Annotated in this window: 19 protein-coding genes; 9 read left to right on the top strand and 10 right to left on the bottom strand. The window is 40.2% G+C overall.

What is annotated here, in order from left to right; translation table 11 throughout:
* Nucleotides 1-61: 61 nt before the first annotated feature.
* Nucleotides 62-1,735, bottom strand: coding sequence for a hypothetical protein (locus G3T18_RS13925; RefSeq protein ID WP_224411170.1), 1,674 nt, complete (start codon nucleotides 1,733-1,735; stop codon nucleotides 62-64).
* 181 nt (nucleotides 1,736-1,916) lie between these two features.
* The gene (locus G3T18_RS13930) at nucleotides 1,917-2,477 is read right to left on the bottom strand and encodes an adenylate kinase family protein (RefSeq protein ID WP_263480412.1); all 561 of its coding nucleotides are present in this window, start codon (nucleotides 2,475-2,477) and stop codon (nucleotides 1,917-1,919) included.
* Nucleotides 2,478-2,814: 337 nt separating this feature from the next.
* Between G3T18_RS13930 and dcd the strand changes: the two genes are divergently transcribed.
* From dcd to thyX, 3 genes are read left to right on the top strand one after another with little or no spacing between them, the layout of a single operon-like run.
* Complete coding sequence (gene dcd, locus G3T18_RS13935) at nucleotides 2,815-3,399, top strand: dCTP deaminase (RefSeq protein ID WP_224411171.1); 585 nt, start codon at nucleotides 2,815-2,817, stop codon at nucleotides 3,397-3,399.
* Nucleotides 3,400-3,425: 26 nt separating this feature from the next.
* Nucleotides 3,426-3,866, top strand: coding sequence for a hypothetical protein (locus G3T18_RS13940; protein ID WP_224411172.1), 441 nt, complete (start codon nucleotides 3,426-3,428; stop codon nucleotides 3,864-3,866).
* Between the two features lie 52 nt (nucleotides 3,867-3,918).
* Entirely contained in the window at nucleotides 3,919-5,367 is a 1,449-nt protein-coding gene (gene thyX / locus G3T18_RS13945; RefSeq protein WP_224411173.1) for an FAD-dependent thymidylate synthase, read from the top strand.
* Nucleotides 5,368-5,396: 29 nt separating this feature from the next.
* Here thyX and G3T18_RS13950 read toward each other — a convergent pair whose 3' ends face one another.
* The 7 genes from G3T18_RS13950 to pilM all read right to left on the bottom strand — a co-directional run bounded on the left by G3T18_RS13950 (nucleotide 5,397) and on the right by pilM (nucleotide 13,914).
* Nucleotides 5,397-6,842, bottom strand: a complete 1,446-nt coding sequence (locus tag G3T18_RS13950) for a dihydrolipoyl dehydrogenase family protein (RefSeq protein WP_224411174.1) — start codon at nucleotides 6,840-6,842, stop codon at nucleotides 5,397-5,399.
* Nucleotides 6,832-7,917, bottom strand: a complete 1,086-nt coding sequence (gene cobD, locus G3T18_RS13955) for a threonine-phosphate decarboxylase CobD (protein WP_224411175.1) — start codon at nucleotides 7,915-7,917, stop codon at nucleotides 6,832-6,834. The genes G3T18_RS13950 and cobD overlap by 11 nt, the downstream gene beginning before the upstream one ends.
* A 28-nt stretch (nucleotides 7,918-7,945) precedes the next feature.
* Nucleotides 7,946-8,224 (bottom strand): HU family DNA-binding protein, encoded by a 279-nt coding sequence (locus tag G3T18_RS13960; protein WP_224411176.1) that lies wholly within the window; start codon nucleotides 8,222-8,224, stop codon nucleotides 7,946-7,948.
* Between the two features lie 387 nt (nucleotides 8,225-8,611).
* The gene (locus tag G3T18_RS13965; protein ID WP_224411177.1) at nucleotides 8,612-11,122 is read right to left on the bottom strand and encodes a type IV pilus secretin family protein; all 2,511 of its coding nucleotides are present in this window, start codon (nucleotides 11,120-11,122) and stop codon (nucleotides 8,612-8,614) included.
* A gap of 109 nt (nucleotides 11,123-11,231) precedes the next feature.
* A complete protein-coding gene (locus G3T18_RS13970; protein WP_224411178.1) occupies nucleotides 11,232-11,996 on the bottom strand; it encodes a hypothetical protein in 765 nt (254 codons plus the stop codon).
* Nucleotides 11,996-12,793 carry a PilN domain-containing protein gene (locus G3T18_RS13975; protein WP_224411179.1) on the bottom strand — a complete coding sequence of 266 codons (798 nt, stop codon included), beginning with the start codon at nucleotides 12,791-12,793 and terminating at the stop codon, nucleotides 11,996-11,998. Before G3T18_RS13975 ends, G3T18_RS13970 begins: the two co-directional genes overlap by 1 nt.
* Nucleotides 12,794-12,810: 17 nt before the next feature.
* Entirely contained in the window at nucleotides 12,811-13,914 is a 1,104-nt protein-coding gene (gene pilM, locus G3T18_RS13980; protein ID WP_224411180.1) for a type IV pilus assembly protein PilM, read from the bottom strand.
* Nucleotides 13,915-14,274: 360 nt separating this feature from the next.
* On the opposite strand from pilM, the gene G3T18_RS13985 reads away from it, so the two are divergent.
* On the top strand, nucleotides 14,275-15,555 hold the full coding sequence (locus G3T18_RS13985; RefSeq protein WP_224411181.1) for an ABC transporter substrate-binding protein: 1,281 nt from the start codon (nucleotides 14,275-14,277) through the stop codon (nucleotides 15,553-15,555).
* Nucleotides 15,556-15,637: 82 nt separating this feature from the next.
* Here the strand turns inward: G3T18_RS13985 and G3T18_RS13990 are convergent, their stop codons facing one another.
* The gene (locus G3T18_RS13990) at nucleotides 15,638-16,879 is read right to left on the bottom strand and encodes a bifunctional folylpolyglutamate synthase/dihydrofolate synthase (RefSeq protein ID WP_224411182.1); all 1,242 of its coding nucleotides are present in this window, start codon (nucleotides 16,877-16,879) and stop codon (nucleotides 15,638-15,640) included.
* A 155-nt stretch (nucleotides 16,880-17,034) separates the two neighbouring features.
* Here G3T18_RS13990 and G3T18_RS13995 point away from each other — a divergent pair, with 155 nt between their 5' ends.
* From G3T18_RS13995 to pirA, 5 genes are all read left to right on the top strand, one after another.
* Nucleotides 17,035-17,724 carry a hypothetical protein gene (locus tag G3T18_RS13995; RefSeq protein WP_224411183.1) on the top strand — a complete coding sequence of 230 codons (690 nt, stop codon included), beginning with the start codon at nucleotides 17,035-17,037 and terminating at the stop codon, nucleotides 17,722-17,724.
* 46 nt (nucleotides 17,725-17,770) lie between these two features.
* Nucleotides 17,771-19,630 (top strand): hypothetical protein, encoded by a 1,860-nt coding sequence (locus G3T18_RS14000; RefSeq protein WP_224411184.1) that lies wholly within the window; start codon nucleotides 17,771-17,773, stop codon nucleotides 19,628-19,630.
* On the top strand, nucleotides 19,623-21,068 hold the full coding sequence (locus tag G3T18_RS14005; protein WP_224411185.1) for a DUF1802 family protein: 1,446 nt from the start codon (nucleotides 19,623-19,625) through the stop codon (nucleotides 21,066-21,068). Before G3T18_RS14000 ends, G3T18_RS14005 begins: the two co-directional genes overlap by 8 nt.
* Nucleotides 21,069-21,411: 343 nt before the next feature.
* Nucleotides 21,412-21,594: a DUF4278 domain-containing protein gene (locus G3T18_RS14010; RefSeq protein ID WP_224411186.1), complete on the top strand. Its 183-nt coding sequence runs from the start codon at nucleotides 21,412-21,414 to the stop codon at nucleotides 21,592-21,594.
* A gap of 133 nt (nucleotides 21,595-21,727) precedes the next feature.
* A complete protein-coding gene (gene pirA, locus G3T18_RS14015) occupies nucleotides 21,728-22,141 on the top strand; it encodes an arginine synthesis PII-interacting regulator PirA (protein WP_224411187.1) in 414 nt (137 codons plus the stop codon).
* The last annotated feature ends 207 nt before the right edge of the window (nucleotides 22,142-22,348 follow it).

A 22,348-nucleotide genomic window follows, 5' to 3' on the forward strand; every position in this document is an offset into this window, starting at 1 on the left:
TTCTCGTTTCGAGTAGACGCAAAGGCGCTAAGAAAGATGCTAAGAAGTTTTGTTGTTTGGGTTATTGGCAATATTTGATTGTTGTTAGTGGGGTTTGTTGACGGGTTACTTGATGAACTATTTTACATTGTGGTAGTTTTTCGGGGGCGTTCCAGCGCGACCAGGCTAGGTAGTAAAATGGTTTGGGTAAGGTTGTGGGTTGTGTTTTTTTGTAGTCGATTAAGTTGAGGTTGGGGGCAGCATAAAGTTGCGCTGAGTAAAGAAATCCGTTGACTAAAACTGTGGTATTTGGGGGAGTGTTTTGTTGATTAATCCATTCGATTCCTTCGCGCAAACTTAAGCCCCAATATTCGGTATCGTAGTGTCCGTGGGCTGCTGGTAAGCCGCCGGAAATGCGATTAAAGTAGATGTATTGATAGGGATGTAAAGCAATCATTTCTGCGGCGATCGCGCTATATACGATTACAATAAATGTTACTGCTATTATTTTCAGGTTTTTCTTGGGCAGTTGTCGATATATCCAAATTGCTGCTGTGGCGGTAAAGACGGCGATTCCTGGTAAGGTAAATAAAAAGTGCCGCATTCCGTCGTAAATGGGCGAGTTTTTGATAATGGCGATTAAGGGTAAACAAACTACTTGACAAAATCCTAAAATTGCTGTAGTTTTTTGCAAATTAGATAGTTTTTTGTATTTGGCAAGAATTAAGCCGATACCGAGAAGAAATCCTATTTGAAATATTAGTGGAATTGTCATCCACATCCACGTGATGAGGTAATGTCGGGGTACATTTTGGATAAAAATTTCTTCTCCTGCAAATAAGACTTTGATTCTCAATAAATGTCCGGAAAGATAATTTATTGTTTCGAGAAAACCGCCGATGGGATTACTCCAAAATGCGGGATACCAAATGGTGTTGCTAGCAAACCAACTGAGACAAATAATTAGATATAATCCGACAAAGTTAATATATTGTTTTCGAGTTGCTTTTTGGTTTAAAGCTAGTAAAAAATAAGCAATTAAAATAAAACTGAGAACTAAAAAGCCACCAATTCTAATTCCGCTTAAAATCCCAACGAGAATGCCAAATAAAGCTGTGTATAAAGTGGCGCGATTCAATCCGGGTTTGATTTCTTTATCGCTTCGTAGATAATAGTTGATTAAATAAGCTCCGGCTAAAGTTGTGAGTGTAAAAATAGCTGCAAATGGCGGATCTTTTGGGTTAAAAAAGCTGTGTCCCCAAAATTGCGGTAAAAATGCTAAACTCATTGCACCAAACCAAGCATAATTCCAGCCAGCAAGAATTCCAACTAAACAAGCAACAGCCGCATAAGTAATTAAAGAAAAGAAAAAAGTAACGTAATGTTTGACTTCAACTCTCGCAGCTAAAGCTTCTATTTTTGCTTGTTCATCTTCTGCTTGGGTTTTATAGTTAAGAGGGTTGTAATCTCCAGCGTTCGTTAAATATTGTTTGACTTGAAAAACTCCTTCCGCAGTTAAGTTAAAAAATGTGCCAAAAAATCTTAAATCTCCAGGAATATGTTTGTCTTCTGTAACTAACTCTAGGTTTCTGCGGAGCATTGCAATTTCTGTGGGTTCGTCTACAGATAGTCCATAGTCATCTACAGTTGGTAAACCAATTAAAACGATCGCCAGAATAACGGCGATCGTTTTCAGATAAGCTTTTGTGAAAATTTGCTGATAAATTGCTTGTAAAAGTATAACAATATTTGGCACTTGCTTAGGGAAAACGTAAGGCTTTAACATAGATTTGAATTGAAAATTAAGAAATAATTAGCTAATTTAAAATTAGCCTCTAATCTCGGAAATGGCGACGTAGCTTACACAGAAAAAGATAAAAAAGATTCAAACAAACCTATGTGTAATCACCTAAAAATAGCTTAGTTTAACTAGAAGATTAACTAGTTAAATTAAGTTTATGTAAAATTTCCCGCTCAATTTGTGCTGGATCTCCCTCGGCGGGAATTGTCAAAAGTCTCTTACTGCGATCGTAATATTCTAAAATGGGTATAGTGCGATCGCGGAACATTTGAAGACGACGCTGGAGGATTTCGGGGCGATCGTCAGGTAGCGATCGCGCTAAAGACCTTGCCATCATCACAGCTTCACTCACTTGTAAGTAAATTGCCCAATTTAACCTTTGTTCGAGGTTTTCTAATAAAAAATCTAACTCCTCAGCCTGAAAAGCCGTACGAGGATAACCATCTAAGACCCAACCTTTGCTAATATCAGACTCAAGCAAACGCTGACGCATGAACTGGATCATCATCTCATCTGGTACTAATTCTCCCTTCTCGACGTAAGGTTTTGCTTTTTTACCCAAAGTAGTGTCAGCCGCAATTCCACCTCGTAAAATCTCTCCAGTAGCGATCGCGGGAATCCCTAACTGAGTCGATAGTCTTCGCGCTTGAGTTCCCTTACCTGCACCCGATCCTCCTAACATCACCAGTCTCACCATTTTTCCGCTCCTGTTACCACACAAACTTAAAATAGCTTACCTTTAGAGCAGTATTGACGAAAGGCACACATATAGTGTTCGATAGGAAAGAAAATAGCAAATTAACCCTAGATATTGTTCACTAATTTGCCAGTCGTACCAGCAATGATTGCCCAGCTAGAAACCGCAACTCGAAATCTAACTACCGATCCAGCTTACAAAGTTCTCATCAACCGTGATTGGGGACTGGAGATTGGGGATTAGGGACTGGGAAAATAGGAAGAAACTGATAAGGTATGTAGAGACGTTACGTGCAACGTCTCTACTGTCTCTACTGAATTTATATGAGAATAAAACCGTGATTAAAAACGATTTTTGGATTACAGAAATGGCGGCTCAAGGAATGATTTCTCCCTTTGAGCCAAAATTAATTCGTCGCTTGGAAAATAATTTACCAGTTATTTCTTATGGATTAAGTAGTTTTGGTTACGATATCCGACTTTCTCCCCAAGAATTTCGCGTTTTTCGCCATATTCCTGGTAAAGTTGTCGATCCCAAAAATTTTAACCCAGAAAATCTCGAACCAGTCCGTTTACATGAAGATGTTAACGGTCAATATTTCATTCTTCCCGCTCATTCTTACGGACTCGGTGTAGCATTAGAAAAGCTCCAAGTACCTGACAATATCACCGTTCTCTGTATCGGCAAAAGTTCTTATGCGCGTGTCGGGTTAATTGCTAATTTAACTCCGGCTGAGGCTGGTTGGCGAGGACATTTGACCTTGGAATTTTCCAATTCTTCTAGTGCTGATTGTCGAATTTATGCCAATGAAGGAGTTGTTCAACTATTATTTTTAGAGGGCGATCCTTGTGCAGTTAGCTATGAAAAACGACGCGGTAAATATCAAGATCAACCGGAAACAGTAGTCTTCTCTAGAGTTTAATAATTATTAAAAAGAGCGAGGAAATTATGGGCGAAGCAAAACGACGCAAGCAACGAGATCCTAATTACGGCAAAGCCTTGGAAAATTTGCCAGAAGATATGTTAAAAGAAAAAGCTAAAAAATGGCTTGAAGAAGCAAATAGAATCTTACCTAATAACTTCCGTCCTGATTATGGACATTGGTATATTGCCAATATGGGAATGAAAGAACTCAATTTAATAATTAGTGGTGATTATATGGTAGGTAAGGAAAAAGATGGCTACATGATAATTGTTCACTCTGAAGATTTTTGTACCTCCATTACCTTATCAAACCAACAACACCAACAGTTTCTTGAATTAAAAGAAACAACAAATTCACCAGATTTTCAAGTCAAAGCAGTTCCATGTCCCTCAGAAAGATATTATGCCAAAGGTGTAGAATGGGTTATTCCTTTTAAAGCTATCAGCCTAAGTTTAGCTAGTTAGCTACAAAAGTACCAAAACAATTATAGCAATTTTAAAGTAAAAAGATAATTAAATGGATAAATTTCGAGTTGAAGTTATTGCTTCTACACCTAATCCTCAACAAGTAGTTTGGGCGGCAATGCACCAAGATTATTCTGAATATTTTGTGGTGGATAATCGAGATAAATTTCCTAACGAACAACGAGCAGGGGAATTAATTGTTAAGCATTTGTTGGCTGGCGATCGCGGACATTTTGGACCCTTAGAACATCCTCAAATCACTTTTAATATTGGCTATTTTCCTCACTCGATGATGCAGCAAATACGCACTCATCGTGTCGGTGTAAGTTTTGATGTTCAGTGTCTAGCTGCGGATACAGAAATTACTTTTGTTAACTGCAATGGCGAAACTAACAAGAAACTGAAAAAGACAATTGGAGAACTCTACGATCTTTGGGCTAATGGAGAAAAATCGGTTCGACAAAAAAATATTCGAGGTAGAAATAATGAACCACCTGGAGAGTATCGTCGTGACTGCAAAAAACGCATTCAGAAAATGCGCTTGCGAGTTCTTAATGAAGAAACTGGATTCTTTGAAATTGGACATATTCAAGATGTAATTTGTAGTGGAAAACAACCTGTATATCGCCTTACTCTTGAAGATGGGAAAACGTTAGATTGTACGCAAAATCATCGGCTACTAACCTCTCAAGGTTGGCAAACGATGGGTGAAGCTGTGGGTTTAATAACAGCTTTAGATAATAGGGTAATTACAACTCAACAAGAGTGTTTTATCTTGTGTAATGGCTTGGCTGTAGCAGGTAATAGACTTGACAGAAATCAGCAATGGTTATGCGACCAAATTGAAAAAGGGCGAAGTGCAGAACAAATTGCACAAATGTCTCAATTTAAACCAATTTTACAACCTGTTAATTGGAAAGCTAAGGCTAAATCTTCAGGAAGAAAATTGAAAGCCCATCCTGTCAAAGTTGTCAAGGTTGAATATCTAGGCGAACAAATAACTTACGATCTAGAAGTTGCTGGAAAATGGCATAATTTTGTAGGCAATGGCATCGTTGTTCATAATTCTTTTCGTTATACGGGGCAAAGAATTATTGATGTTGCTGCGGGAATAAAGGATGTTGAAGATGTGTTTTATTTGCGTCCGGTAGGAAAGTATACTAATCGCCAAGGTAAGCGTTATTTTTATTCCGAAGAACAGCGCCAAGAAGATGTAAAATGGTGTAAAGATGCTTGTAAACGCTATCAACAAAGCATTGCTGAGGGTTTAGCAGAAGAACACGCTAGGGGTTTGATTCCTTTTGATGCTAGACAGCATTTTGTTTTGAGTTGTAATCTGCGATCGCTACTTCATTTACTCGATTTACGTTGGAAAAAAGATGCTCAATTGGAAGCGCAAAAGTTTTGCGAATTGCTGTTTGTGCATCTTCAACAATGGACTCCCGCCGTGGCAGAATGGTATCTGGAATCTCGCGCTAAAAAAGCGAAATTATCTCCTTGACTTTCAAGCTTTTATATGATATGCAGATTTTATTTCGACCAATTGCGGCGGAAATCGAAAAAGCGATCGCATAAGTTGAGTAAAGTCTTATTTTCACTGAGGCGCTGTCTTTCCCCTTCTCTAGCAGTTTTGGCGATAATTTCTGCTAAAGTGGGGGAAGGAAAATAAATTTTAGCCAGATCGCTAAGTTTAATTTTCTGCTGAATAGCTACAGCGATCGCGCTAATTAATTCTCCTGCTTCGACACCGACAATATGCGCTCCTAAAATCTCTCCCTGACGACGGATGATAAATTTACAAAATCCTGTCGTTTCGCCCAAAATTTGTGCTCTAGCATTACTCTGAAAATATTCTCGCACGACAAATACTTCTTTACCATAACGCTGTCTTGCTTGGGCTTCTGTCATCCCAACTCTTGCTAAATTTGGTTCGGTAAAAATTGTCCAAGGAAGATAACTATAATCGACTTTAAATAGCGGGAAAAACAAAGCATTTTTTAAAGCAATCTTAGTTTCATATTCAGCAATATGGGGAAATTGATAGCCACCAATTACGTCTCCACAAGCATAAATTCGCCGATTAGTTGTTTGCAATTTTTCGTTAACTTTAATACCCTCGCGCCCAAATTGAACGCCTACACTAGCTAAATTTAAACCTGCAACATTCGCTTGTTTTTCACCAACAAAAATAATTTCTTCAGTTTCCAGCGCTCGATTTCCTACTTGTATCCATTTAGTTTGCTCAATTTTTTTGATTTGCGTAAGTGGACTTTGAGTAATAACTCGCACTTTTTCCGCTTCTAACTCAGCTTGAATAAGCATCGCAGCTTCGCCATCTTCCGCGAGCAAAATCCGTTCATTGGGAATTACTAAAGTAATTTTTTTACCTAGTTTAGCTAGATTTTGAGCTAAGACAATTGCTTGAGGATCGCCCCCAACTACCATTAAATTTTCTGGCAGAGGTTGCAATTTATTTTGCTGCCAAATATCGTCAATTTTCAAATAACTTATTTCTTCAATTCCAGCAACTTTTGGTACTACTAAATGCGCACCTGTCGCCACTAAATAAGTACGGGAGAGCAAACGTCTTTTCTCAACAACAAAAGCTTGATTTGGCAACCGGACAAATTCACCAAAACCTTGAATTACATCTACTCCCACAGTAGCTAATACCGCACTGGCGGACTCTTCTGCCAAAGTAGATAAAACTTCCGTCGCCCATTCCCCGGCGGCTGCGAGTCGATCTTGGATAGAAAAAGAAACTTCTGTTGCTAATTTTTCTAGCTCCAAAAACTGATGTAAACGAGTTTTGTGGCTAAGAGTGCGACTTTTAATTATCTCTCCCCAAGCGTGATTTTGTTGGGAAATTCCTTGTTCGACAAGGGCGACGCGGGCATTAAATCTAGCCCCAGTCAAAGCAGCATAAATTCCCTCTCTGCTAGCGCCAATAACGATTAAATCGTACTCAACTGCCATAATTCAAAGTAGTTGCTAAACCTGTTAATAGACGCTGATTTTCGGCTTCGTCACGAACTGCTACCCGAAAATAGCGAGATCCAAGTTCGGGGAAACTCAAACAGTCGCGGATTAAAATTTGACAGTTTTCGAGTAATTTTAACTGCAATTGAGAACTTGGTTGTTGGGTTTCTACTAACAAAAAATTAGCCGCACTAGGAAAAGGTTGTAACCCTTCGATCGCTGCTAAACCTTGAAATAGTTTTGCTCGTGCGGGAATTAACCAATCCCAGGTTTGCCGTTGAAATTCTGTATCCTTGACTACTGCTGCTCCCACCGCCGCAGCGAGGACATTCACCGTCCAAGGATCGCGCCACTGCTGCCAACGTTGGAGAAAATCTGGGTGCGCGATCGCATAACCTAATCTTAGCCCCGGAAGACTGTAAAACTTCGTTAGCGATCGCACAATTATTAAATTTCTGTACTTTTTTAGCCAGGGAATCAAACTTTGCTGGCGATCGGGTGGTAGAAAGTCCATGAAGGCTTCATCTATGACTACTAGGTCAAATTCCTCCAAATAAGCTAAAATCGCCTCCACTGTCCAAATTTGCCCCGTAGGATTGTGCGGATTATTGAGTAACAATCCCGCCACTTTCCGATTTGGCTTTTCCCCAACATTTTGACAACTCAAGACAAGCCGCCCATTTCTACGCCAATCTAGCAAACACTTTTCAACCTTAGCACCAAAAGCCAGGAGCGCCCGCTCATAATCCCCAAAAGCAGGAACCAACAGAAAAGTACGTTCCCGTTGAGACAATTCTCGGCAAGCCCAAGTTAACAACTCTGCCGCACCATTACCGGGCAAAATCCATTCTGGCGCTAGCTGATGAAACTCAGCCAGCGCGGAACGCAACTCAGAGTAGTCCGGGTCTGGATAAGCTGAAAGAAGCTTCAAATTGTTTTGAATTGCTTTTCTCGCGCTTTCTGGCGGTCCCAACGGGTTAATACTTGCTGAAAAATCTGCAATTGAGGAAGGGGAACAGCCTGCAACTGTGGCTGCCCAAGCTAAATTTCCCCCATGAACAGGTCTGTTCACAAACTTCCTCGAAGCGTCTCGATGAAGATTACTTCGGTGCGACTTTTTCTTTAAACAGTTTACCCGCCGAGAAAGCAGGAACAACGGTTTCTGGGATTTCCATCTTATCGCCAGTCTTAGGATTACGACCCTCGCGAGCTTTACGTTTGCGCGGCTCGAAAGAACCAAAACCAACCAGCGTCACCTTATCGTTGTTAGAAACTGCGTCCATAATCGTTTCCAAAGCAGCAGTCAAGACAGCATCCGCTTGTTTTTTCGTTACATTCGCTTTTTCTGCAATCTCGTTAACTAAATCGCCTTTATTCATTCAATATCTCCTTTTTGCTTTTCTTTTGTCGAACTATCTAGTTCAGACTTCCTCTGTCTTTATTTAATTAAAGCTAGAGGTGAGTCTTTAAACTAGTATTTTGCGTTATCAATCGCTGAAATACGCATTAGCTCAATATTTCACTGCATTATTCTATGCGAAGCTTGCCCGATATGGATAGCTGAAACCTTTAATTTATGTAGATTTCGCGATTTTTTTTTGGCGATCGCTTTTTTGAACCCTAAAAAACTAATTCTCTTACTATGCAATTGACTTTTTGTCAAATTATTGTAATAAAAATTTGCAAAAAAAAAGGGAAAAGGTGAGATCCTTTTTTCCCCTTCTGAAAAGGAACGAGGAATTAGTGAGTAAGTTCAGTTACCAGACTTACTCCCTACCTCTAGGAACATCAAATCTGCGCCGTTCCAAAAACTCCTGTGCTTCTCGTCCGGGAGTGTAATTATAGCCAAAAGCAGAACGCTCGCTATCATCGATAATTTGCGGAGTAAGCAACACAATTACCTCTTGTCGTTGATTATCCCGGCTTGTACTTCTAAACAAAGCCCCAATAATCGGTAAATCGCCCAAAATCGGCACCTTCGAGACAACCGTTCGGTCTGACTCCTGAATAATACCCGACAGAATCAAAGTTTGAGCATCTCGCAAGCGAATGAAACCAGAATTTAGTTCCCGTCGTTGTAGTAAAGCAATCTGGTTAATATCATCACCAACAGCTAAATTTTGTACATTACCGATCGCCGTTACCGTCGGTTCTACTGATAACGTGACAAAACCATTATCATCAATTCTTTGGACATTAACCGTCAGCGATAAACCCGCCTCTTTAATTTCTGCGGTAACAGTTCTCGTCACGATACCCTCAGCAGATTCCGTCTCACTTTCAATATTTCCCACCACTTCTTGAGTCAGATTAACAGTAGCCTGTTGTCCTTCTTGCACCACCAAAGTAGGATCGGTCAAAATCTTCGCATTCCCGCTCGTAATTTGCGCCTGTAACAAACTCAAAAACCTAGTCGGATACTGAATCAAAGATGGCAAAGAAGTAGTAATCTCACCAACATCTCCTGCGGTAAACGTAGTATCTCTACTTTGGGGGATACCTGCCGTACCGGGAACAAAAGTAATCTCACCAGTCACCGGGTTAGTAATAATTTGCGGTTGAGTCGGAGGAACTGCGGGAGTGATATCAACTTGAGTAACATTACGAGTTCCTAAAGTTACATCAGTAATTCCCACATCAAAAGGATCGTCACCAATCTCAGCCCTCGGCGTTAAAAATATTCCCGCTCCCGGAGGAGAATCAAAGACCAGTTCTCCATCAACAATTCTGCGTTCTCCAGTTCCCGTTCCCGGAACAGCGATCGTACTATTAGGATCGAGAAAAATCGTTGCACCAGCAAAAGGATTAGTAATTACAGGCGGAGAAAGGGAACTACCCGTCACCGTCAACTGGTCGGGAGGATTAAAACCACCATAATTAAAAATCGCCGCCCCATTATCTTGAACAAAGAACCCATCGCCGACTCCAAACGAAAAACTCGCATTAAAAGCCTCAGTTCCCGCCAAATTAACATCAACAATTTTCACATTAATCGCCACCTGACGGCGACGAGCATCAAGCTGCGTCAAGAAAGAAGTCGCAATTTGCACTTTGCGCGGTTCACCCACCATTGTCAAAGCATTGAGTCGGTCATCTGTCGCCACCGAAAGTCCTTGAAGCAACAACGGACCGCCTCCTTCTGGCTGATTAACCGTCAAAGGTTGCAGTTCGGCAGGTTCTTCTCGCCGTTCCACCACCGCACCCGTCGTCGGACTCCGTGTTTCCGTAATTGGTGTCACTAACCTTTGTACTGCCGCCCCTTGACCTGCCAAAAACGCCGCCGCATTAGCCGCCTCAACTTGATTGAGACGAAAAGTACGAGTTACCAAACGGCGAGTCGATAAAGGCAATTGCGACCCAGCAAAAATAGTATTATCCCTACGACTAGCTTCCACACCAGAAACCTGAAGCACGTAGTTAAACACATCTTGTACCGGAACATTTTCCAAATCGAGAGAAATAGTTGAGTCAACTCCTTCTCCCTCCGTATTTGTAAAAATCAAGTTCAAACCCGCCGAACGAGCCAACAATCCCAAAACTTCCCGCACCGGAGCTTCTCGCAATACCAAACGAGGAACCCTAGCTGCCGTCCCCAAATCCAGAATTTCTGGGGAAGAATCAATATTGGCTACCGCAATATCTCCCACTGGAGGAGCCACCGCCCTCGGTAAAAACGGCGGTGCCGGAGAAACAGGTTGCACCACACCCGTAGCCGGAGCCGGAGTACCATCAATCGTAATTTCCGGGTCAGGAAACAAAATTTCTGGTTTCGCAGGTTCAACTGCCGTCGGAGTTTGAGCAACTGGAGATTCTTGAGACTGTGAACTTTCAGCACTCAAAGTCGGCGATGTTGCCTGATTATCTTCAGCCAGTCCCAAACTCAGGGTAATTGCCCGAGCTTCTTGCTGAAGAATTTGTTGTCGAGGAGGACTACTTTCACCTCGAACAACCACCCGCACGCTGTTACTATCTCCTTGAGTTACCTCAACCGAAGAAATACCCGGAATCGGGTTTTCTTGCACAAAACTCTGACCCGAAGGCAACTTAAGCTGAGTATTCATAATATTTGCTACTAGCTCATTGCCTCGATTTTCAGTTAATACTTGTGGCAACCCCTCACCGCCATTAGTTGAAAGCCGCAATTCGATACTGTTGCCATTGGGCTTAATCTCCACCCCTGTTACCTGAGTGCTAGCGGCATAAACTGGCTGCGTTACCATTAAAACCACTGTTGCGCCGACCCAAATTCCTAGCTGACTTTGGTAATCTTTCACCATTCACTCCTCAACCTAAGCTGCTCAAAAAAGCATTTATATTATTTCCTCTACACCACTTTTTATTAATTACCATCAGCAGTGCTAATTTTGCGTTGTTTCTTGATTATTTTTACTCTTGCCCCTCAGCACCTTCTTCACCCGCCGCTTCCTCAGCCGCTTCCTCAGCCGCTTCCGCTAATTCTTCCTCACTCAACGGTAGGAGTGCATCCAACCTAAAGCTAGTTTCCAGTTTGGGTTGACCTTGGGGAACGAGCCTACCGTTTTCATAAACAAGAACTTGATTTTCCGCGACATTAGAAGTAAGGTCTTTGACAACTAACAGCGATTGTAGTTGCTCAATGTTACGCAGAATCGATCGCGTAGCATCAAAACCACCTTCGACAGTAACTTCAACGCTTTGGCGTTTCAGCTTACCATTAACGCCACTGCCATAGGAACCGTCTTCAATCGGAACTGGTTTCTCTTCAATAGGTTGGTAATTGACCAACTGTCCTTGTCTAGATTCGATAAAACGATTCAGGTCTAACAATAAAGTATCTAAGGTTCTTTCATTAGCAAACAAGTTTAAGACTTGTTGTCTTTGAGCTTGAGCTTGTTGAAGTTCGGCTTCTAGTAGTGGAGCTTGGTCTAGTTGCTCTTCTCTGAGGTCAATTTCTTCTTGTTTGGTATTTTTAGTAGTTTGTGCTTCTTGATATACCTCCCAAGCAGGTTTAACGAAGTTAATGCCGAGGTAGGCGGCGGCGGCTACTCCTAAAACCGCACAAATAACACCGCTTACCTTGGGGGTAAAAGTAATCCCAAAGGCGGTGGGATATTCGGGATTTTCCTCTAATTCAGCACCTTCGGGAATAAATTCATCTTGTGCGTAAGTCATTATTTACCTACTCCTTGTTGCTCGATAGTTCTCAGTCTAGTTACTAATCCTGTAGCACCTTTTTCGTCGAGTTGTCTGATTAACTCGGAAGCTGGTTTGTTGGTCAGTTCTGTAGAAATTGTATATTCGACCACTTTTGGGAGTTCTACTGTAACATTCTCCGATTGTTGGTTATCAGGGATTACTAACTGGGCTGGGTTATTGGTTAATTGAGCGCCAATTAGCCTAGTTTCTTCATTAGCAAGTAAGTCCGACTGTTGAAGTGTCAGCAAAAAGTCATTGACTTGGTTAAAAGAAATAGCTGCACCTTGAATGGTTAATTGAATTGTTGGTACTGAGGTTGTTGTAGCTTCGCCATCTTCCGCAGGTGCAGAAGTTGAACCTTCAACTTCACTTTGTTCGATCGAGCTAATTTGCACTCCTGGAGGAATGCGATCGCGGATATCCTGTAAAATTGCTGACCAAGGTTTAATTTGATAAAAGACGCTCGCGAGTGAGTTTACGTCTGCATTCACTTGCTGGATTTGCGCTTCTAGTTGCTCGATACTCTGCGCTTGAGCATTGAGTTCCTCAATCTGTCGATCTTGTTCCGCGATCTCCTGGTTTACTTTTGCGGTTTGTGTTGTCAAGAAATACCAAACACCGCCGACAAGTGCTGGTAAGAGCAGCAATGCAGCTATTCCAGCCAATAGAGGGGCTTTTTCTCCCAAATCGAGCTTCTGGCGTTTTCTACCTTTTGGTTTTTCTGGATTTAATTCGGGGCGATCTTTGAGAAAATTGACATCTAAACTATACATTATCTTATCCCTCTGTTTTATACCTCTCGCATTCCCAAACCTAAGACAATTCCTAATCCCGGTCGTTGGATCTCGGGAATTTCTTCTTCCATTTCTAAGGATAACGCTGCTACCGGATCTAATTTCGTTGTCGGTAAGCTAAGGCGTTGGGTGAAAAAGTCGTCGAGTTGTCCTATTCCTCCTCCCGGACCTGCTAGTAATAGCTGCGCTACTTCTAAATTTTCGCTTTGATTCAAATAAAAGTCGATCGAACGACGCAATTCGTCTGCTAATTCTCCTAAAACTCTTAATAATGCTGCCATACCAGGATTAATCCCAGTTGCACCTGTGCGGATACCGTCGGCTGGGGTTTCGGGTATCGTCATTTCTTGTAATAATTCGGTATTTCTCGATACTGGTAAATTCATTGCTCTGGAAAGGGCGCTTTGCAGTTGATAGGTTCCAATGGGTACAGTACGGGAAAACTGCGGTACGCCATCGACGATAATCGCGATTTCGGTGCTGTCAAATTCGATATCCACGAGTACCGCCGCTTCGTTGGAACCAAATTGTCGCAGTTGCTCTCTGATTGTCCTAATTAAGGCGAAGCTGTTAATCTCTAAGACATCGACGTACAATCCTGCTTGGGTGAAGGTATCTAAGTAACTATCGGTAACTTCTCTGCGGGTAGCAACTAGCAGCACTTGTACTTTTTCAATACCGTCTTCATCTTGGAAGAATCCTAATTTTTGATAGTCTAAATCGACTTCTTCACGAGGATAAGGTAAGTATAAACCTGCTTCATGGTTGAGAACCATTTCGCGTAATTCGTTGTCATCTAATTCGGCGGGAATGGGAATAATCCGAATTATTGCTTCCCGCATCGGTACGGCTGTAGCTACTTTGGTAGCTTTAATTTTAGTTTCTGCCAGGGTTTCTTGAATTAGTTCTGCTAGTCCGGGTGAGTCAACTATTTGTCCTTCTTCAAATATTCCTTCGGGAACTTCTACTGAACGATAGTTGACAAGTTTGTATACTTGTCCTTGTTGACGCAGTTGTACGAGATTTAGTCTTTCCGGAGCAACTTCGATGCCGATGCCGTGACTTTTTTTTGAGAAAATGCCTTTTAAACGACTAATCATATTTTTATCAACCTAGGTAAAGCTAGCGCTTTTGAGAGAAAGAAAAAGCAACTGAAGCGCGATGGCTACGCTGACCTTCGCTATGCGCTTGTGATGGTAATCAATTTAGCTTAGATTCAGCACCCTTGGCATCTTTTTCCAGGCAAAAGTTTACCAGTTACCAGTGAAAAGTTACCAGTGAACAGTGAGCGGTTATCAGTTATCAGTTTATCTTCACTTGTCTCTCTTATCGCCCAATCCCCGATCGCTAATCCCCAATCCCTTAAAATATACTGGTGTTTCACTCTCGGATTTCACTCTTTTTCTTTCATAAGACAATTACAAATCTCGCTTTGGTTCTACTTTTTTCTTCTTGAGCAAATGAGTATAATTACCAAAATTAAACGTTTCGGTTTATGGGCGCTGTTTGGGTTATTGTTAACTTGGCTAGTTAGTTGTGGGGGTGCTTCGACTTCCAATAGTCCGGAATTGGAATTCTGGACGATGCAACTACAACCACAGTTTACTGAGTATTTTAATGACCTCATTACCAAATTTGAAGCGGAAAATCAAGGGGTCAAAGTGCGTTGGGTGGATGTGCCTTGGGCGGCGATGGAAAGTAAAATTTTAACGGCGGTGAGTGCGAAAACTGCGCCGGATGTGGTTAACCTAAATCCTAATTTTGCTTCTCAGTTAGCGACGCGCAATGCTTGGTTGGATTTAAATAAGCAAGTACCCACAGAGGTAAAGCAAGAGTATTTAGCAAATATTTGGGATGCTAGCGCGATCGCGGATATTAGTTTTGGTTTTCCTTGGTATCTTACCACGCGCGTTACTATCTACAATCGAGATTTGTTACAACAAGCTGATGTTACCCAACCACCAGCGACTTACACTGAGTTAGCAGAAGTCGCGGAAAAAGTCAAAGAAAAAACAGGTAAATATGCGTTTTTCGCTACTTTTGTACCTAATGATTCTGGTGAAGTATTAGAGTCTTTGGTACAAATGAATGTTACTTTAGTCGATGAAAATGGCAAAGCAGCGTTTAATACTCCTGAAGGTATTGCTGCTTTTCAATATTGGGTTGATTTGTATCAAAAAAATCTTTTACCTCCGGAAGTTCTTACTCAAGGACATCGTTATGGAATCGAACTTTATCAAGCAGGAGAAACTGCTTTACTTTCTTCTGGTGCAGAGTTCCTCAAAACAATTGCTAATAATGCTCCCAAAATTGCTGAAGTTTCCGCAGCAGCAACGCAAATTACAGGTGAAACAGGGAAGAAGAATGTTGCAGTCATGAATTTAGTAATTCCTCGCGATACCGATAAACCAGAAGTGGCACTAAAGTTTGCTGAATTTGTTACTAATACCGAAAATCAATTAGCGTTTGCTCAAGCGGCTAATGTGCTTCCTTCTACTACTAAAGCTTTGCAAATATATATCGAACAAATCGAACAGCAAGAGAATGCAACTGCGGTGGAAGAAGCACGTAAAGTTAGCGCAATGCAAATCAAAGATGCAGAAGTTTTAGTTCCTGCAAGGGAAAACCTCAATCAACTGCAAAAGGCAATTTATGAGAATTTACAAGCAGCAATGTTAGGTGAAAAAACTGTCGAACAAGCTGTTGCTGATGCAGCCGAAACCTGGAATCAAATTTCTTGATTTTAGCTGGGGATTGAGAAATAACAGTGAACAGTTATTAGGTCACTGTTCACTGTTAACTGGTAACTGAAAATACCAGTCCCTAATCCCTAATCTCCGATTCTCTTTTCAAGAAATAACCAATCAAATAAAGAGAACCACACAAAACTACTTGACTTTTGCCTTGAATTGCTGTATTTAAAGCAGCAAAAAGTTCCGGAAAAGTGCGACATTCTGCTAAATTAGGACAGATTTCTTGAGCTAAATTTGCTAAATATTCTGGCTCGGCTGTACTGTGGTCGGGTACTGGAACAAGATATAATTTATCATCAGGACGTAATAATGCTCGAAAAATATCAGCATGATCTTTAGTAGCAAGAATCCCCATTACCCAAGTAACTTTTGTATCGAGGGTGTCTACATATTGACGCAAACTTTCGGCTGCGGCTGGATTATGTGCGCCATCAATAAGTAGTTTTTGGTGGTTCCAAGTTAACCATTGCAGTCGCCCTAACCAACGAGTTTTTGCCATCCCATTTTCAATAGTTTGTAGCGGTATTTTCCAACCTTGTTCTTGCAAATGTTGTAAACAGCAAATTGCTAAAGCTGAGTTGATTAATTGTACTTCTCCTAATAAGGGTAAAGGATATTTTATATTTTGATATTCTGCCCAATTATCTGATAGCTTCTGTGCGGGTTCTACCCAAACTGCGGGACAATTTAATTCTTGAATTCGCTTCGCAACTACTTCTTTAGCTTCCCTTGGTAAGTTACCAATAATTGCGGGATAACTGGGCTTAAGAATACCAGCTTTTTCTCTCGCAATATCGGCGACAGTAGGACCAAGACGTTGCCAATGTTCTAAACTAATTGAAGTAATAATTGTGACTAAAGGATCGTGACAAACATTAGTTGCATCTAATCTTCCTCCTAAGCCTACTTCGATTACGGCTATATCTACTTTTTGTTGAGCAAAGTATAACCAAGCCGCAGCAGTGATAACTTCAAATTGTGTGGGAGATTCTTTTTGTAGATTGATCGCTGCTTGAATTTGTTGAAGAATTTTTTCTAATTCTGTGGTCGAAATTGGCTGTTCGTTTAAGCAAATTCTTTCTGTCCAATCTACTAAATGAGGTGAAGTATAACGTCCGACTTTGTAGCCAGCTTCAGTTAATACTGATGAAAGATAAGCACAAACCGAACCTTTACCGTTAGTACCTGCAACATGAATAATTGGTACTTGCTGGTGAGGATTGCCTAAATCAGCTAAAAGTTGTTCAATACGAGCGAGTCCGAGATGAACACCAAAGCGTTGAAATGGTTGGAGTAGTGAGTCAATAGTCACGAGTTACTAAAGAGAATTTTTGCAGAAAATTGAATTTTCTTAATAAATTGTACTGGCGATCGCGTCTCGGCTGTGAAAGAGGTTAAGTTACAATATCTCAGGGTGGTTTGACCTTAGACTAGAGATAGATTTTTATTTTAAGTGGAAATACGCAGATGTCACCAAAAGACGCAACAATAAGCTCGCAGAGTTTTGAAGAGCAAGCTCAAACTCGTTTACTTCTGTATTTATGGGATTTAGGTGGAATTGAGCAAGAAGTGAAAAAAGGCGATTTAAACAAAAAACTGATTCGAGGTAAAGAAAAATCGGCAAAATATAGCAGTATTTACGATCGCTTGGAGGAAGCTGGTGCGATCGCGCTTAAGAAAAAAGGTAGCTCGTTTACCGTTTCGCTGACAAACACGGGTTTACAAATGCTTGCTGAGGGTTTGCAAGCACCTGAGTTTCAGTTTGGGGGAAATCAAGTGGGTAGTGCAGTTGCAAATGGGCTACTCAAGTGGATTCGCTCTGTGGGTGATGGAATTAGTGTTTCTGAAGAAAAATCACCTGAAGCGGCTCAGATTGAGTCTTACGACGAATTTAAGCAGCTTACACTGGATGTTTACGATCGCCTGAATCAGGATTACAACCTAGAAAATCTCGTCCCCATCTATCGAATCAGAAGAGAAATTGGCGATCGTATAACTCGCTCTAACTTTAATGAATGGCTCCGTCAAATGCAAGCTCAAGGAATCTTTTTGCTTCAGGGTGGAGAAATGCTCGATATTACTCCTGACAAAGCTGAAGATTCAATTAAAACTTCTTTAGGAGAATTGCGCTACTACGCTACGCACTTAAATAACTAAATTTCCTCAATCATTTACTAAATACATCTACCTGAAAAAAATTCCTATGACTACATCTCCAATTGACGACATTCAAGCTGCTATAAAAAAAGAAAATCCCTTTGCTAGTTTAGCTATTGTTAGAGAGCAAGATATTTGGGATGGAAATTTTCCCGATCTTGAAAGTTTTAATGCTCATGCTTCCAATGCTGTTTTTGAAGCAATTAATAGGGTTCGCAAGGCAACCTCTGGACATAATAAAATAACTTCAATGGTAATTACTGCCCAAAAAGGAGTCGGCAAAAGTCATATTATTAGTCGCATTCGTCGCCGTTGCAAATTAGATGGAACTGCTTTATTTATCTATGCAGGTGTAGAAACATACTCTTTACACTTTATTAATCGTGAATTTCAACAGACTTTGGCTGAAAGTTTAGATCGAATTGGCAGTCAAAATGTCACACAATGGCAAGAATTAGCTACTTTTATGGTTAATAAAGTTTTGAAAACAAGTAACTCAGAAGCTAAGACTAATTCGGCTCAAAAGTTAGTAGCAACTCTGAACGATTCTACTCAAACAACTGAAAAAATTTATCGGTGGGTTGGCATAATGACAAGCAAATTCAGTAGACTGACAAGAAGCAAGCGTATTGATGTGGATCTGGTTCGGGCTATTTTTTGGACACTTTCTGAAGAACAAACTCCTTATGCCCTCAAGTGGTTATCAGGTAATGATTTATCACCCAAAAAAGCAGAAGAATTAGAATTACCAAAATCTAGCATCTTAGGTCGCGATTCCGAATCAAAAGCTTTTGAAAATATTAGCCAAATATTAAGTTTAGTTAGCGATTATCAAGCTGTTACTATTTGCTTTGACGAACTGGATACAGTGGATATTAGACGTAGTAAGGTAGGTTTAACCAGAACCCATGTTGTTGCTCAATTAATCAAATCTTTGGTTGATAGTATTAATTTATCTAGTGAGAGCAATGGTATAGTCATTTTAACAGTAATGATGCCCGATACTTGGAAGTGGAAAATCAAACAAATGCCAGGGGGAGTAGCAGATCGAGTTTCAGCCGCCAATGAGTCAATTCAGTTACAATTTATCGATGATGATTCGATAGTTGAGTTAGTCAAATTATGGTTGCAACCTTTTTATCAGCAAAGAAATTTAAACCCACCAACTGAAGTTTATCCGTTTGAAGAAAATCAACTTAGAAAACTAGGTAGTGAAAGCTCGGTGAGACGAGTTTTACAATGGTGTAGAGAACGTTGGTATGACGATAATGTTACATCTCCTCCGGTAGAAAATGCTTATAATAAAGAACTTGAATTACTCAAAAAAACTCGGACAATTTGGATAGAAGAAGAAGACAAGATTGCTAACGCTCTTTGTTTAGGTTTTCACACTTTATCTGGAAAAACTGTTAACGAGTTTCAAATCGAGCGCTTAGAAAAGAAGGTTGAACCAAACAAAGATAATAAAAAATATATCAAGTTTAAAGTCATTGGTAAACATAAGGGAAAAACTATCAAACTAGGAATATTAGTATTACAAAAGACGAACTCCAATTCAGTTATGGCTGGTTTAAGCCGTTTAGTTGCATATAAAAAGTTCGATTTAAATCGTGGTTGTTTTGTTCGTTCGAGAACTGTTAGCGAGACTGCTAGTAAAGCTCAGGAAAACTTGACAAAACTTTTATCTCCTCAATACGGTGGTATATATGCTGATTTTAAACCAGAAGATATCGAACCTCTTTTAGCGGTTTGGTTGGTGTATAAAGGCCGGGATGATTACGATCTAAAAGACAAAGATATTATTGATTTTGTCGATCGAAAAAAACTGGCAATCGATAATATTTTGATTCACAAAATATTAAGTGAGCCAACTGGAAAAATACCGGAGGGTTTGAGTGATGATTGATACAGCTTTATGTTTACCAGCACCAGATATTGAAGCTTTACTTCAAGGGCGAATTGTTGTTGCTCTATTCAAACAATATATAGATCCTGGTGAATTTGTTCTCTATCCCTCAGCAGTATCGCCTAGTTTATTACCTATTGAGCAATATTATCGCTCAAATTTTCTGCCAATAGCTCAAAATGCTCTTGTTCAACTCAACTCTGAAACACCACAAGTTAAGGCTTGGGCTAGTTGTGAATTTTGCCAAATTTTAGATGGTAGCGAATCTTGTGAAGCTTTATCGCGATTAACAATTTGGCAACCAGAAACTTTTCAAAAAATATTTGCCCAACAACCCTATATTTTTCTAGCTTATTTGCGTGTCTATAAGTTTGCTCAAGCAATAGAAGTATCGGCTATTGTAGATCCAGAAAATTTGTTTGTTGCATTATTGTCGCCCTTGTCAATTGAAGGTACGCAACCTGTTTTGAGCAAGACAATGTTTCAAAAGCGCTGTCAGCAATTACAAGCGCAACAGCCACCTTTTCATCCGGAATTGGAAGAATTGCAAAGTGCGATCGCGCAATTCAATGATTCATCAGCACCACTGCTAGCTAACAGAATCAGTCACTTTTTAGGTTGGAAAAGTGAAACACCTAATAAATTAGTCGATCCCCAAAAAGCATGGATTAAAAATATTGTTATCTTTGGTAATCGTAGTGATGAAAAAGATGCCAATAAAAGTAACTATCAAGCTGGTACAGACTTTGAACGAGTAGTTCATAAAAGTCTCGAATTTCTCGGTTTTGGTGTCGATCCTAATGCTAAGGGTGGTGCTGGTGGTATGGATTTATATTGCACTACACCATATTCTTTGGTGGGAGAGTGCAAAGCGGGTAAAAATATTCCTGATTCTACGGCTGAACAGTTATATAGAATTGGGATAAGACATCTGGGAAAAGAAGATTATGAAAGTGCTGTTAAGTTAATTATTGGTCCCGGTAAACCAACGAAATTTTTACAAGAATCTGCTCAAAAATCTACTATCAGTATCATTAAGCCTATGACTTTGCAAAAGTTAGTTGAATTAGAAGCCAAATTTCCAGGTTCAGTTAACTTGATTGAATTAAAGCCGTATTTAGAAGCTGGACAAATTGATGCCAGAATTGATGAGTATATTGAGAAAGTTTTAACAGAAATTAAGCTGCGATCGCACGTAGTTCAGGTTGTCAAAAACTACTTGGAAAAAACAGGTCTAGATAATGCTGAAGTCGGTTCACTACATGGCACGTATATTGGTTCAAATCATTCTCCATCGTTAACACCAAAAGAATTACACGAAATTTTAATTGAGCTTTCTTCGCCTTTAGCTGGCTACTTGGGTCGCAAAAAAGTCAACAACGAATCTCGCTTCTATTTTCTCCGCGACTTGCACATAGATTCACTTTTGACTCAATAATTTAATTAAACTTAATCTTTTCCTAACCAGAGCGATCGCATTTTCTCGTATAATATTCAATCCGTTTGAAAAACGAGATGGTGTTTTTACCCATTTTTTCACGACAATAAGTATCGATGTAGACCAAAAGTTATAATTTCTTGATTTTTGCCAGAAATAGTTGCCACTTAACTAGAAAAACTGTCAAAATAGATACAGAAATAAATTTGATAAGTTTGTAATGCAGGCTACGAGCGCCTTTTGCTCTCTCCTTGCCTCTGACGGAGAGAGCAATCGCATCTCAACTGGACTATTTCCCAGTAACGCCGCTAATCCAATCAAAATCCCTTCGGAGGTAAAGTAGATGAAACTTCATTTTCGCGGTAACAATTACGAAACTCAGCCAGTATCTTTAGAAGTAACTGAAGGCGCAGTTGGCGGTACTTATCGGGGTTCTGCTTGGAAAGTTCACCGTTTTCGTTTGAATCGCCGTCATCAACCTAGCCAAGAATTCATCTATCGCGGTGTTACTTACAAACGTGGTTAAGTTTTTCCACTTTTGACAAAGTTGAATAATAGTAAGATATTTTTACGAATCTTGCTGTTATTCCTTAACCAATTAATGACTGTTCCCTATTTATTAATTTTCTTTTTCAAACAACAATAGGAGAGTAAAAATAATGAGATTTTCTTACCGTGGTGTTGGCTACGATCGCCAAAGTTTAAATCTGGAAGTTATTGAAGGCGAAGTAGCAGGTAAGTACCGAGGACAAGAAATTAGATACAAATATCCCAGACATATTCCTGAACTTCAGCCTAAAATCTACTTGCAATATCGTGGCGTTGCTTATAGCAAGCGTCCTGTAGTTAAATGTCAATCTTCACAGCTAGCTCAATCTAATTCTACTACTAATCCTTGTGCGTTTCTTAACAGTCAAGTAAATAGCGGCATTTCCTCCGAATCTGCACAAATTCACTTAAATAACATTCGTCGCAGTTTAGAACGCCGTATGGAAGCAGCTAAAGCTAGTGGAAATGAAGATTTAGTTCGTTTACTCGAACAAGAATCAAGGCAGTTATCGATTAATGTCTAATTCTACGATCGCCTAACCCTAAAGTCAACTATTTTTTTCCTGATTTAACAAAAAAAGTAGTTAGGGATTAGAGGTGAGTCCTTCGAGATAATTTGAGGAGGAAAAATGATGCTAAAGCCCAAGGTTTTTCAAGCTAGGGCTGATTTCGACTGTTAAAATTTAGTGTCAGCAAAAGAAATTGAAAGTAGGGAATGGCGATCTTGCTAT

The organism is Oscillatoria salina IIICB1, assembly GCF_020144665.1.
GTDB lineage: Bacteria > Cyanobacteriota > Cyanobacteriia > Cyanobacteriales > SIO1D9 > IIICB1.

What these genes read in the sequence shown, in the direction of transcription:
- G3T18_RS13950 (WP_224411174.1), bottom strand. Translation starts at nt 6,842, where the DNA reads ATGGCAGTTGAGTACGATTTAATCGTTATTGGCGCTAGCAGAGAGGGA.
- G3T18_RS14000 (WP_224411184.1), top strand. Translation starts at nt 17,771, where the DNA reads ATGACTACATCTCCAATTGACGACATTCAAGCTGCTATAAAAAAAGAA.
- G3T18_RS13985 (WP_224411181.1), top strand. Translation starts at nt 14,275, where the DNA reads ATGAGTATAATTACCAAAATTAAACGTTTCGGTTTATGGGCGCTGTTT.
- thyX (WP_224411173.1), top strand. Translation starts at nt 3,919, where the DNA reads ATGGATAAATTTCGAGTTGAAGTTATTGCTTCTACACCTAATCCTCAA.
- pirA (WP_224411187.1), top strand. Translation starts at nt 21,728, where the DNA reads ATGAGATTTTCTTACCGTGGTGTTGGCTACGATCGCCAAAGTTTAAAT.
- pilM (WP_224411180.1), bottom strand. Translation starts at nt 13,914, where the DNA reads ATGATTAGTCGTTTAAAAGGCATTTTCTCAAAAAAAAGTCACGGCATC.
- G3T18_RS13960 (WP_224411176.1), bottom strand. Translation starts at nt 8,224, where the DNA reads ATGAATAAAGGCGATTTAGTTAACGAGATTGCAGAAAAAGCGAATGTA.
- G3T18_RS14010 (WP_224411186.1), top strand. Translation starts at nt 21,412, where the DNA reads ATGAAACTTCATTTTCGCGGTAACAATTACGAAACTCAGCCAGTATCT.
- G3T18_RS13975 (WP_224411179.1), bottom strand. Translation starts at nt 12,793, where the DNA reads ATGTATAGTTTAGATGTCAATTTTCTCAAAGATCGCCCCGAATTAAAT.
- G3T18_RS14005 (WP_224411185.1), top strand. Translation starts at nt 19,623, where the DNA reads ATGATTGATACAGCTTTATGTTTACCAGCACCAGATATTGAAGCTTTA.
- G3T18_RS13965 (WP_224411177.1), bottom strand. Translation starts at nt 11,122, where the DNA reads ATGGTGAAAGATTACCAAAGTCAGCTAGGAATTTGGGTCGGCGCAACA.
- G3T18_RS13930 (WP_263480412.1), bottom strand. Translation starts at nt 2,477, where the DNA reads ATGGTGAGACTGGTGATGTTAGGAGGATCGGGTGCAGGTAAGGGAACT.
- G3T18_RS13970 (WP_224411178.1), bottom strand. Translation starts at nt 11,996, where the DNA reads ATGACTTACGCACAAGATGAATTTATTCCCGAAGGTGCTGAATTAGAG.
- G3T18_RS13995 (WP_224411183.1), top strand. Translation starts at nt 17,035, where the DNA reads ATGTCACCAAAAGACGCAACAATAAGCTCGCAGAGTTTTGAAGAGCAA.
- G3T18_RS13940 (WP_224411172.1), top strand. Translation starts at nt 3,426, where the DNA reads ATGGGCGAAGCAAAACGACGCAAGCAACGAGATCCTAATTACGGCAAA.